At 42.7% G+C, this 12483-nt stretch carries 16 protein-coding genes and 1 tRNA gene; all 17 read right to left on the reverse strand.

The genetic code is table 11. The features are described from left to right. Positions 1-106 precede the first annotated feature (106 nt). The 17 genes from aroH to AB4114_RS01350 all read right to left on the reverse strand — a co-directional run bounded on the left by aroH (position 107) and on the right by AB4114_RS01350 (position 12368). Positions 107-493 carry a chorismate mutase gene (gene aroH / locus AB4114_RS01270; protein ID WP_441986767.1) on the reverse strand — a complete coding sequence of 129 codons (387 nt, stop codon included), beginning with the start codon at positions 491-493 and terminating at the stop codon, positions 107-109. A gap of 3 nt (positions 494-496) precedes the next feature. Further along, the gene (gene aroB / locus AB4114_RS01275) at positions 497-1591 is read right to left on the reverse strand and encodes a 3-dehydroquinate synthase (RefSeq protein WP_441986768.1); all 1095 of its coding nucleotides are present in this window, start codon (positions 1589-1591) and stop codon (positions 497-499) included. Between the two features lies 1 nt (position 1592). Continuing rightward, positions 1593-2756 carry a chorismate synthase gene (aroC, locus tag AB4114_RS01280; protein WP_441986769.1) on the reverse strand — a complete coding sequence of 388 codons (1164 nt, stop codon included), beginning with the start codon at positions 2754-2756 and terminating at the stop codon, positions 1593-1595. A 265-nt stretch (positions 2757-3021) separates the two neighbouring features. After that, positions 3022-3186 (reverse strand): hypothetical protein, encoded by a 165-nt coding sequence (locus AB4114_RS01285; RefSeq protein WP_164483568.1) that lies wholly within the window; start codon positions 3184-3186, stop codon positions 3022-3024. A 94-nt stretch (positions 3187-3280) separates the two neighbouring features. Further along, complete coding sequence (locus AB4114_RS01290; protein ID WP_441986770.1) at positions 3281-4063, reverse strand: CheR family methyltransferase; 783 nt, start codon at positions 4061-4063, stop codon at positions 3281-3283. A gap of 122 nt (positions 4064-4185) precedes the next feature. Continuing rightward, positions 4186-4629: a nucleoside-diphosphate kinase gene (gene ndk, locus AB4114_RS01295; protein ID WP_441986771.1), complete on the reverse strand. Its 444-nt coding sequence runs from the start codon at positions 4627-4629 to the stop codon at positions 4186-4188. A gap of 78 nt (positions 4630-4707) precedes the next feature. Continuing rightward, positions 4708-5685 carry a polyprenyl synthetase family protein gene (locus tag AB4114_RS01300; protein WP_441986772.1) on the reverse strand — a complete coding sequence of 326 codons (978 nt, stop codon included), beginning with the start codon at positions 5683-5685 and terminating at the stop codon, positions 4708-4710. After that, positions 5682-6545, reverse strand: coding sequence for a menaquinone biosynthetic enzyme MqnA/MqnD family protein (locus tag AB4114_RS01305; protein ID WP_441986773.1), 864 nt, complete (start codon positions 6543-6545; stop codon positions 5682-5684). The genes AB4114_RS01300 and AB4114_RS01305 overlap by 4 nt, the downstream gene beginning before the upstream one ends. Beyond that, complete coding sequence (locus AB4114_RS01310) at positions 6526-7140, reverse strand: UbiX family flavin prenyltransferase (RefSeq protein ID WP_441986774.1); 615 nt, start codon at positions 7138-7140, stop codon at positions 6526-6528. The genes AB4114_RS01305 and AB4114_RS01310 overlap by 20 nt, the downstream gene beginning before the upstream one ends. Further along, a complete protein-coding gene (locus AB4114_RS01315; RefSeq protein ID WP_056614378.1) occupies positions 7137-8012 on the reverse strand; it encodes a UbiA-like polyprenyltransferase in 876 nt (291 codons plus the stop codon). Before AB4114_RS01315 ends, AB4114_RS01310 begins: the two co-directional genes overlap by 4 nt. Positions 8013-8019: 7 nt before the next feature. After that, positions 8020-8775, reverse strand: coding sequence for a demethylmenaquinone methyltransferase (locus AB4114_RS01320; RefSeq protein WP_171628821.1), 756 nt, complete (start codon positions 8773-8775; stop codon positions 8020-8022). Between the two features lie 13 nt (positions 8776-8788). After that, positions 8789-9655: a heptaprenyl diphosphate synthase component 1 gene (locus AB4114_RS01325; protein WP_441986775.1), complete on the reverse strand. Its 867-nt coding sequence runs from the start codon at positions 9653-9655 to the stop codon at positions 8789-8791. A 99-nt stretch (positions 9656-9754) separates the two neighbouring features. Beyond that, positions 9755-10288 (reverse strand): hypothetical protein, encoded by a 534-nt coding sequence (locus AB4114_RS01330; protein ID WP_441986776.1) that lies wholly within the window; start codon positions 10286-10288, stop codon positions 9755-9757. A 215-nt stretch (positions 10289-10503) separates the two neighbouring features. After that, positions 10504-10752 carry a trp RNA-binding attenuation protein MtrB gene (gene mtrB / locus AB4114_RS01335; RefSeq protein WP_441986777.1) on the reverse strand — a complete coding sequence of 83 codons (249 nt, stop codon included), beginning with the start codon at positions 10750-10752 and terminating at the stop codon, positions 10504-10506. A gap of 76 nt (positions 10753-10828) precedes the next feature. Next, positions 10829-11755 (reverse strand): phosphatase PAP2 family protein, encoded by a 927-nt coding sequence (locus tag AB4114_RS01340; protein WP_441986778.1) that lies wholly within the window; start codon positions 11753-11755, stop codon positions 10829-10831. A 105-nt stretch (positions 11756-11860) separates the two neighbouring features. Next, positions 11861-11934: transfer RNA gene (locus tag AB4114_RS01345), tRNA-Pro, on the reverse strand. A 161-nt stretch (positions 11935-12095) separates the two neighbouring features. Beyond that, entirely contained in the window at positions 12096-12368 is a 273-nt protein-coding gene (locus AB4114_RS01350) for an HU family DNA-binding protein (protein WP_056614405.1), read from the reverse strand. Positions 12369-12483 lie beyond the last annotated feature (115 nt).

Here is a 12483-nt window from a genome sequence, read left to right on the forward strand (position 1 = left end):
GATCCAATGGTCATATAGCTACTTTACTTTTTCTCATCTCAACTCGGCTCTGCTCTACTCGACTAAACTCTGCTCTACTAACCTAAACTCATCTAATTTCACTATACTACCGGGTAGCTTCATTTGTCAATTTAACAATATCAGGACGAAGTGCTTTCGCTTCTTTCAAGTACACATGGTTCATCTCCGCTTGGGTTTTGGTTGTGTTTACCTGAACCATCAAACGAATACATTTCGGCAATGCGTTCTCAACAGGCACTTCCAAAGAACACATCAACGGTACTAGCTCCCAGCCTACTAGAGAGCGAATCGCTACTGCTGGAAATATCGCTGTAATATCTGCTGTTACAGTGATGAAAACAGATCCAATATCTTCCGGACGAAAATCATTCGTCTCTACAATTGCTTGTAGAAGCTCACTCGTTGCAGTAAGAATTTCTTCTGCATCATTCTGTTGAACTGTTGTCGCGCCACGAATTCCCCTTAAGTACATCGGTTATTTCTCCCCTTTTAGAAGGTCAACAATTTCTCTCACTTGCTGTGAGGTAACATCCTTACGGATCTCGACTTTACCAATTTCAGTTGGGATGATATACACCATCGAACCTTCTTTGAATTTCTTATCATGCATCATAGCACTCATAATGCGATCTGTGTCCAAATGTGACGGTATGCTCACCGGCAATCCGTATTTCACAAACAAACCTCTCGTCACTGTATGAATGTCCTCACTGTAGCCAAACTGCTGGGCAAGCTTTGCCGCACCGACCATCCCAATAGCAATGGCCTCACCATGCAACAACTCACCGTAGCCCGCTACGGCTTCTAATGCATGACCGATCGTATGTCCGAGATTTAATATCGCACGGAGATCATTCTCACGTTCGTCCTGCGATACCACGATCGCTTTCACCTGACAACCTATGTAAAGCGCATAACTTAACGCTTCTGGATCTAACCCTAACAGTTTGTCTGCGTTTTCATCGCACCACTGTGTGAAAGCAGCATCCCAGATCAAGCCATGCTTGATCACTTCCGACAGGCCTGCCTTCACTTCGCGCTCAGGCAAAGTCAACAGCAAGTCGATGTCGAAGAGGACTAGCTCCGGCTGGTGGAACGCCCCGATGATATTCTTCGCCATCGGGTGATTGACCGCTACCTTGCCGCCGACAGAACTGTCGTGGGCAAGGATGGTCGTCGGGATCTGCACGAAGCGGATCCCGCGCATGAAGCTCGCCGCAGCGAAGCCGGCGAGATCGCCGACCACGCCTCCTCCGAGGGCTATGATCGCAGAATTGCGATCAAGGCCCGCCTGGAGGGCGGCGGTTACGATTCCCTCGAGCTGCGCGAGGGATTTGGATGTTTCGCCTGCGGGCACGACGCAGGCCGTCGCGGCGAAGCCGCCGTCACGGAGCAGCGTCAGGACGCGCTCCAAGTGCAAGGCCGCCACCGATTCATCGGTGACGATGAGCAGTGGCGACTTGCGGCTGAGCTTCGCGCGATCGAACAGTGCCGAGATATTGGTAAGAATGCCTTGGCCAATATATATGGGATAAGACCGTTCACCAAGCTCTACGGTAAGTTCTCTCATCTTAGTAGTTCTCCACTTGTTTGAGGAAATTCGCTAAGTTCGTGCGGATTTCTTCGATGGAGTCTCCGCCGAATTTATCTAAGAAAGCATTAGCCACTTCCCAAGCGATGACATTCTCCATGATCACGCCTGCTGCTGGCACTGCACAAGTATCGGAACGCTCCACCTGGGCTGTAAATACTTCTTTCGTATCGATATCTACACTTTGCAAAGGCTTGTACAAAGTCGAAATTGGCTTCATTACTCCGCGAACGATGATTTGCTCGCCTGTCGTCATTCCGCCTTCGAATCCACCTGCACGATTCGTTCTGCGTCTAAAGCCAGTTTCTTGCGTATACAGAATCTCATCATGCACGTTCGAGCCTCTGCGCTCTGCAGCTTCGAAACCGATTCCGAATTCCACACCTTTGAAAGCTTGAATGGAAAGCACGGCTTGTGCAATTTTGCCATCCAATTTGCGGTCCCACTGTACGTGGCTTCCAAGTCCAACGGGTACACCTTCGATAATGACTTCCACGATACCACCCAATGTATCGCCATCTTCTTTGGCAGCATCGATTGCGGCAATCATTTTCGCTTCTGCTTCTTTATCAACAACACGTACTGGTGAGTCTTCTGTAATCCGAATAAGTTCATCAACAGGAAGCTCTTGACGTTCTACTTCAACATCACCAATGCGGATAACTTGTCCTGCTACTTTAATCCCGAACTCAGCTAGCAATTGACGAGCAACAGCCCCAGTGGCTACACGCATCGTTGTTTCACGAGCACTTGATCTTTCCAAAATATTACGCAAATCTTTTTGATTATATTTGAGGCCGCCATTTAAATCTGCATGTCCAGGACGAGGACGGTTCACACGGCGTTTGCCTTCGTTATCTTCTTCAACGGGTTCAATCCCCATAACCGAAGTCCAATGTTTCCAATCATTGTTCACGACGACTAATGCGATTGGCGCACCCGTTGTTTTACCATGACGCACGCCACCTGCAATGGTAGCTGTATCTTTCTCAATTTGCATCCGACGACCACGACCATAGCCTTTTTGACGTCTATGTAATTGATGGTTTAAGTCTTCAAAGTTAAGGTTTACATTACTTGGAAACCCTTCAATAATCGCAGTGAGCTGCGGGCCATGCGTTTCACCTGCTGTTAAATATCTCACAATCCGTTACCCCCTAAGAATTTTACGAAGAACATCGAACTCCGTATATGAACATAATAGTATGGAAAAACCGAGCCTACTTACTACATGTGCTACGAAAAAAAGCTGCAGCACCAAGCACTTTAGCGCTTTGACGCGCGATTATCTGTTGTCATTATAGTATAGCTACTCAGGTTTGGCAACAACTCAAATGCAAAAACACGCTTCGCAGGTCAGGGACAAACCCTTCCGCGTAAGCGTGTCATCATCTAGACAGGAACTAGTATTATCCGTGCATAGGTTGCTTCTGGACGACCCTCGGAGGCTCACAAAGCTGAGGATCATTCATAAGACCCGTAATTTGTGAGGAATCAACTCCTAAAATTTGAGCACATTCTTGAATGGAAATCATTCCTCTGCGATAAGCGGTAATCACCTTGCGTTTGTCCATGATAGCCCCCTAAGCGTGTATGCATTGTTCAAAGCCTGTTGTCTCTCCTTCACTTTGAACTGCTACATCTTAGTATTGGAAAATAAGGAAGTTCTTATACTCCTTTCTTCCGATAAAAGAACGTTTCAGCCGCTTCCAAATCATATTGACCAGGTGAAAAAATCTGTTCTGTCGAGCCTACGAAAAGCAGACCGCCTGGTTTAAGGGCTTTGGCAAACTTCTGGTACAGCACATGCTTGGCTTCTTCTGTGAAATAAATGATGACATTACGGCACACGATAAGATCGTAACCGCTATCGAATGTATCAACAAGCAAATTTTGTTTCTGAAATTTGACTGACTTTTTGAGTTCTTCCGAAACATGAAACATTAAGCCATCCTGTTTAAAATATTTCTTCACATAATTAGCTGGTACATCACGCACGGAACGATCCAAGTACATCCCTTTACGTGCTTTCTCTATAGCACCATCGTCAATATCTGACGCATGTAGGCTCGTCTCAGCCAACGCACCTTGCTCAGCTAAAATCATAGCTAGTGTGTACGGTTCTTCACCTGTGGAGCAGGCTGCACTCCAAATTTTCAATCGGCGATTCCGCTTCAGCATCTCTGGTATAAATTTCTGTTCGACAAGCTCCCAACGATTCGGGTTCCTCCAAAATTCAGAAACATTGATCGTCATCCGATCCAAAAACTCATAGAACAGTTCCTTGTCCTTCATCATCGCTTCAAAAAAAGAAATAAAAGTATTGTAACCCCGCTTCAATCGCAAGGTAGTTAATCGTCTCTTCATTTGCGCTTCCTTATACAACGCAAGATCAATGGACGTGTGTTCCTTTATTTTTTTAATAAACAACAAAAAATCTTGATCCTCCATGCTGTCCACCCACCTTGATCAATATGTACCTTGATACATTCTGTGTGGATTTACCAAATTCCTTCATAAAAAAACAAAAAGAACCTGTATCGTATCAGATAACAGATTCTTGCAGTGAGAGATTAGATCCATTCTTGTATGTTTTTTGAATACGTAAAAATTTCGTTTGGCTGAAAAAAGTTATTAATTTCACGCTCAGCACTTTCAGGTGAATCAGACCCATGAATCAGGTTGAGATTCGTATGTACAGCATAATCACCGCGAATGGTTCCAGGTGCGGCTTCCAATGAATTCGTTTTGCCAATCATAGTTCGCGACAACGCGATAACTTGATCACCATGCCATACCATCGCAAAAACAGGTCCTGATGTAATAAAATTCACAAGTCTTTCAAAAAAATCTTTACCTTTATGCTCTGCATAGTGGATCTCGGCTTGTTCTCGGGAAATAACCGTCAACTTGCTGCCAATCAATTGAAAACCTTTCTGTTCAAACCGTTTTACAATCTCGCCAACAAGCCCCCGTTGTACACCATCTGGTTTAACCATGAGAAATGTTTTTTCCATTGAAAGACTACCTCCTTTAAGTTTTCGCCAGAAAACCGACTTCGTAAGCATCCACTTAAGTTTTCGTCAGTAAACTGGTTAATACGATCGATTCCCGATAAAATGAGCGATTTCGATGAGATCTTTCTTTGCTTGGTAATCCGGCAGTGTGTCTAATGACGAAATCGCTTTATCGATATATACCTGGGAAAGTCGATCGGCTTCCTTGATGCCAGCACTGCCACGAATCATTTCTAAGAATCGACTTACATCCGTTTGTCCATCCAGTTTATGTATTCGATCAAGTTCTGTCAATATCATTGGCTTTAAAACTGGATCTTGCAGGGTCAAGATCACTGGCAACGTAATATTCCCTTGCTTGACGTCACTTCCGGGCGGTTTCCCGATCTGTTTCTCGGTACCTGTTAAATCCAGAATATCATCCCTAATTTGGAAGGCCATACCTACATTATATCCAAAATTATACAACTTAGTGCTTACCCAGTCAGGAGCGCCTGAAGCCATCGCGCCTAATTGACAGGAGATTGCTATTAATAACGCAGTTTTGCGTCGAATGCGAAGTAAATAGTCACGAATGGTTTGCTCGGAATGAAAGAAAAAACGAATTTGTTCCATTTCTCCAATGGACATTTCAACAATTGCTTTTGACATGATTTGGTGAACTCTCGGGTCCTGAATCTGAGTAATCACACCTAGTGCTCTTGCAAAAATATAATCCCCAGTAAACATAGCAATACGATTATCCCATTTGGAGCGAACTGTCAATTGACCACGTCGTGTGTTCGCATCGTCAATAACATCATCATGCACAAGAGATGCCATGTGAATAAGCTCTAATGGCACTGCTACATTTTTCATCGTTTGGAGTTCATAATGACCAAATTCACCAGAAAGAAGAACGAAAACGGGTCTAATCCGTTTTCCTCCCGCTTTAAGTAGATGAATCGAAGTTTCTCTTAGTAAAGAGTGATCGTTATTCACACTTTCTTCCAGCTCTTTCTCTATCGCTGAAATATCTCTTCTTTTTCTTGCATATATATCCAACAAATTTTTCATTCGGTCACCCGTGCCACTTTAGTATCTTCCMAAATGCCAATCTGAACTGGCTTCGGTAAGAAACCAAGTTCAAAACAGTACTGATAGTAAGAATTAAGACCATCCCACTGCTCAGCCGCGAAATCATAACACAATGTATGAAAATAATGATGCCAATAGTCGGAAGTACCACCCACGGTAGCTTGTGCCTCTTCAATCATATACGTTGGCTCCCGATGAGCCTTTTCCTTACTTGCCTTAAATGCTTCAAAAATAGTAGTTACAAGCTCTGGATAGGCACGAATCGTTTCTTTGCGGATTGCCCAGACAGCGAACGACATCCATTTCCCCGTCCATTTGGCCCATTCTTGACCGAGGTCTGTAATCATATACTTTTGATTCCGCCAGCTTTCCTTAATGGCATCATCCCCAATGAGAAGAGCAGCATCTGCTCCCTCCATCATTTGATCTAGATTTGGCTTCGCATATTCATACGTCGGTTTACCATTATAAAATTTTTCTATAATAATTTTAAGTAAATTGACAGAAGTCGCAGACGTCGTAGGTAAAATGATTTTCCCGTTCACGATTTCTCGTAATGGTTTGTCATGGAAAAGTAGAATCGAGTTGACTTCACCATAGGAGCTAACGGATAAATCCGGGAAAAGCATATACTCTTCAAAAAATTGACCGTATGAAAAAGAAGATATGGGCCCCATATCAATTTGGCCTTCAGCCATTGCTTTATTAAGAGATGTGGGTACCTGTTCAATAATATCGACATCTGAACTATTCATCAGTTCAGGAAAATAATAATAGATCGGCCACACGTTTGTATAATTGATTCGACCTATTCGGATTTTAGGGTCTAGGTTGCTCATCAATATCTCCCCATCTGCGGTACAAGGAATGATCAATCTCCATGCTATCCATTACTTTACCTACCAAAAAGTCAACCATCTCATCGATTGAGCGCGGACGATTATAGAAGGCTGGCATAGCCGGTATCATTCGCACACCCATTCTTGTTAGGGTAAGCATATTTTCTAAATGTATAGCATGCAAAGGTGTTTCCCTTGGCACCAGAATTAATTTTCTTCCTTCTTTTAACATGACGTCCGCGGTACGCTCAAGCAAGTTATCGGACGATCCATGCGCAATGCCAGATAACGTGCCCATCGAGCACGGAATCACAACCATCCCTCTGGTTTGAAAAGAACCACTTGCCACGGTCGCACCAATATTCGCTACGGGATGATACTCATACGAGCCTGCTCGTCCACCGAAGTGCTTCTCAAGTACCTCTTGACGTTTTGTAACACTCCAGTCATGTTCATCCTGCAGAACACGCCAACCCGCATCTGTAATAATAAGATGCACATCTAAACCAAGATCCAACAATACTTCACATAATCGTACGCCGTAGATCGCTCCACTCGCACCCGAAATTCCAACGACCCAGTTTCCGTTGCTCATGAGTGCTTACTCACAAGTACATCAAGTAATGTGAAAGTAAACATGACTAAACTCAATACACCATTCATCGTGAAGAAAGCCGTGTTTAATTTGGACAAATCCTGCGGAGTAACGAGTCTATGTTCTTTAAACAGCAATATATAAGCAATAACAAGACCCACCAAATACAACCAACTCAGATGCGTGATGAAAAATAAGGAGACTAAACCGATTGCAGTTAAGACATGCAGTACGCGTGCTGTTAGTAGTGCTGCTTTAATGCCAAATCGACTTGGCAATGAGTGCAACCCTTCTTTGCGATCAAACTCGGCATCCTGGCAAGCATATATAAGATCGAAACCAGCACTCCAGCATGCAACTGTTAGGAAAAAGATGATCGACGACCATGTAAATTGACCTGTAACTGCAATCCAACCGCCAAGCGGGGCAAGCCCCAAGGTTAAGCCCAGTACAAAATGGCATGTCCAAGTAAACCTTTTGGTATAGGAATATATCACAAGAAAGAACACGGCAATGGGTAGAAGCTTCATGGACAAAGCACTTAAGTGATAGGTTGCCCAGAAAAGAACTGCAAACGAGATGATGATATAGAGAATAACTTGCGGTATTGAAATGAGCCCGGCAGGAATTGCTCGATTCTCTGTTCTTGGATTACGCTTGTCAATGGCTTGGTCAATTACACGATTCAATGCCATCGCGGCCGTGCGTGCACCTACCATAGCTAAGGTGATCCAACCGATCTGCGCCCAGCTAGGTAAGTGTCCCTGCCATACAACGGAACCGAGAATAGCTCCCATGAAAGCAAATGGCAAAGCAAACACACTGTGTTCGAATTTAATCATTTCGAGAAAAATCTTTAGTTTAGTAAACATATGTGAATTACACTCCTGATTTCTTATTACCTTTTGTCCCTACATGTAGCGCCGCTACACCACCGAAGAGTGGATGCGCCTGTACGTGATCCAAACCATTCTTCGAGAAGATGGCCGCGAGTTGCTTATGATCTGGAAACGAAATTAATGATTCCGGTAACCACTTATATTGCTCATATTTCTTAACAATCAATTTACCGAGGAACGGCATGATATGTCGGAAATATACATAATAGATGGACTTAAATGGCTGCCATGTTGGTTTGGATAGCTCTAAAGACACAACTAGCCCTCCGGGCTTAACGACACGTTGCATTTCTCGAATGACTTGTTCGAGATCGGGCACATTACGCAAAGCAAACCCGATTGTAGCAAAGTCAAACGTATTGTCGTCAAACGGAAGACTCATCGCATTTCCTTGTATAAGTTCGACCTGCTGATCCAAGTGCTGTTGTTTTATTTTCTCGGCACCAATATCCAACATGTTTTGGCTGAAATCCAATCCAACCATTTTCCCAGTTCTACTAGCTTGAGCAAGACTAATGGTCCAGTCACAAGTTCCACAACACAAATCGATTGCTGTAGCCCCAGGCTGTACATTCATCTTCTTCATTGCAAATTTACGCCATGCTTTGTGACGATTAAAACTAATGATATTATTCATCAAGTCATATTTAGGTGCGATGCTTTCAAAAACACCATGTACAAATTCTTCTTTACTTTTCGCTTTTTTATTTTCACTATTCGTATTGCTTACACTCATTCCCCAGGTCCCCTTAAATTTCTTCTAACACTTTAGGATGTTCCCCAGCAAATCGTAAAAAGGGCTCTCCCATGTGAAAGAGTTCACTTTGTAGCATATCCGATTCAAGCTTCTTTACAAAGTCCTGCAATTGCTTCGTTTGAATGTTCAGCAATTGATACAACTGTGAAGAAATATTGTATTTATGTAGAAGTGTACGAACCTTCGTCGTATCTACCTCTTCACCTTGCAATAGCTTCCGCTCTTCTCGTGTGCCGTGCTGGCTAATATGCCAATAACCCCAACTGCCTCTGAACTTAGAAATGGCTTCAATCCGGAAAATTTCTGTGAACAACAGTTCACATCTCACAAAGCCTCTCAGAATTTCAGGCCATGCTTGTTTGTTATGACCAAACATGACTTCTGAAAAAGACAAAAAAAGCTGAGATTTAATTTCCACCGTGAGGTGAATGTAATCTTCTGCCGTCATTTTCAGCTGTTTCATTTTCGTGTAGCTGGTCATCTTTAAGCGATTTACTTCACAGATTGCATTTGAAAGTTGCTTAATCATATCGATCTGCCCTGTTTTAGCTAGTAGATGATAAAATCTCGCACTAAAGTAATCTCCTGCAAGCACTTTTAACTGCCGTGATCTTGATGCCTTCTTCTCCTTGACTTCATTGGACACTGTCACAAGATCATGAGTATCGAGTCCTAGCTGCACAAGTCCTGTTGCTAAAGTAAATAATTCACTTAATGAGCTTAGTTTGTTATTTTCATTCAAGAATGCAAACAACAGACGTGTGCGCAACTCGGGAAAATCGGGCAAGTCTGTGTGAATTTGGATCATATCATACTCCGTGTACTGCTTAGCGATCTCAGGGATCCGATAAGAATTCATGCAAAAGCCTCCGTAACCGTATGCCAAATATCATTTAATGAAACTGGATGTCTCAATCCAAATTATTATAGCATAACACGTTAATAGAAGCACAATAAATTATAGGGGATACTTTTGTTGCCACTTGGAGGTGTACGTGATGCGAAATCGGTTCTGAAGCTCTTGCTCCAATTGAATTAAACTAAGCTCTGACGGCTTCTTCTCCATATCTTCGCCGAATTCACGCTGTGCAACCATAGCCAAGACAAGCTGAGTGGAAGCTGTATTGGTCGGGCCGGAATAGTCAATAATGCGTACCCACACTTGATCGACATTTTTAGTTTTGACTAGCATGGTCTGTGCAATTGTATACAAATCACGATATACCGCAATCGTCTCCGCATTTTTGGGCAAACTTAAATCAAGAGACAACCGCGACGTACTCAGCTCTACTTTCCGTATTCGGAGCTGCAGTGGAATTTGAACCAGAAGATCAGCTAAGTTATTTTCGGTGAGCTGTCCCCCTCGATTATTGGACCATGTGTAGGCAGATCCTAAGCCTGATGAAAGATCCATCTTTGGTAACATGGATAGACTAATCGCAACAACAACTGAAATCCCTAGTGTGATTACAATACGCATTGACCATTTCACAATCAACACCCCCTAAGCATATGCAGGAGCCAAATAACCAACAGGTTATCCAAATAAACAAGTCCTATACACCATTGTACATAGAAAAAAAGCAGGCTATGCCTGCTTTTCTGAAAATACATGTATTCTGTTGTTCCATACGATAACTTGGATGTATTTCTTGTTAAACACATACGTCCAAGAAGGCCGTTGTAGCCGTTTATGGGGATAATCTCTTATTCTTCTGTATCGATTGTACCAAACTTGGTCATAATCAAAGCTTTGCCTCTTACTTTAACCGCGGATGTATGCTCAGTGAACTGAGCAATCATAACTTCACCCTTGTCTAGTTTCTCTGTATGATGAAAACGTGTGTCTTGTCCACGAGTTAATCCAATCACATGAACACCATTATCTTTCGCTTTAATCACAAAATACTCGTTACCGTTCGAGTTTGTTTGATCTGGTTTATTCGATTGTTCCATATCCATCCTCCGCCCTTCCCTAACCTAAATCCCTTACCTAATGATGCCAAAAAAAGCAACTGGAAGTCAACATGTACTAGCTAGTTAATTCAGAAGGTGCTGTTGTTGCGCTTTTCCTATAAAATCGTTTGAACTTCGCTGGCAATGCATGCTTTGATCCTAAGCGAATAAGAAGATCCGTCAATTTAACGGTTCCATAGGCGAATAACATGCCTGCGATCACATCGATCAGCCAATGAATTTGCAAATACAGCGTCGAAAATATAATAGCCGAACAATACGTGACCATCATGTATTTGAAGATGCGATCCTTCTCCCGCAGTGCAAGCAGCAGCATTGCAAACGAAATGGACGTATGCATACTAGGAAAGCAATTCATAACTGCTACTAATAAGGAGTTTTCATCCGCAAACACACGATGAAGTAAATCAGGCTGCTTATTTACATACCATACTTCATGAAGCAGAATCAAATTATAAAAAGGCAAAATAAGCGGAAATTGCAGCATATGTCCTGAAAGCGCGTAAGACAACATTTTTTTGATACTACGCGTCCAGAAGCTGCGAACAATACAGATCCAAAGTGAAAGCACAAAACCATAGTTGTACACCCATACCATTGCTCTATCCAAAAATGGTGTTGAAATCCACCTTGCCCATCCCCCCGTATTCAACGGGATCACGTTCATGTAGCTGTCCCACCGCCAGGGATGCCGATTATTTTCAAACATCCAGTTCGCAATTTTCCACCAAAATCCATTGCCTGTCCCATAAAAATAATAAAAAACACCTAATAGTGGAATGCCTATAAGAAAAAAGCGTTTCCAATCTACATCGATCTGATCCTTCCGTACGCCTAATAAGCAGATACACAGTAATATCCAACATTCTTTACTCCAATTACCCACCGTACCAATTTGCCAAATCAAGAAAATAGAAGCAATTATACCGAACATTGTCCAATCCAGTGACTTTATAAGCTCATTCAACTTCAATTTAGTCAACCTTGTACCCCCTACGTAATCCAAGAGATTCCATCATATGAATGCTAATTCGGTTGGTTTCATGGCATTAGAAAAAGACATCGAACACCGATGTCTCTGTCATAATCGGAGTAACACGATTCGAACGTGCGACCTCACCCACCCCAAGGGTGCGCGCTACCAGGCTGCGCCATACCCCGTCATGTTTACAGCCAATAATAACGCATTCACTTTTGTTAGTATAGTAGGAGAATTTCAAATTGTAAAGCCATTTTCAGGCAAAACAAATAAAGCCGTTACCCGCATTTCGCGGCCACGGCTTTATAATTATGTAACGTTCAATCCTATGTATAAATACAAATTATTGAATGCCATCTTTAAGTGCTTTACCAGGTTTGAAAGCTGGGATTTTGCTAGCTGGGATATCAATTTCTCCACCAGTCTGTGGATTGCGTCCTTTACGAGCAGAACGTTCACGAACTTCGAAGTTACCAAATCCAACCAATTGTACTTTATCTCCACCTTGCAATGCTTCAGAAATTGCATCAAAAACAGCATCTACTGCTTTCGTTGCGTCTTTCTTGGAAAGCTCAGATGTTTCCGCAACTTTGTTGATCAATTCAGATTTATTCATGCCATTCACCTCCCCCCAAAATTTCTCACTACCGTTACTTCCTGTTTTCACCGTTTTCCTAGAAATTATACATAAACTTCTGAAAAATCGTTGATTTTCTAAGCAAAATGAACTT

The sequence above is a fragment of the Paenibacillus sp. 2RAB27 genome (assembly GCF_052115445.1).
GTDB lineage: Bacteria > Bacillota > Bacilli > Paenibacillales > NBRC-103111 > Paenibacillus_E.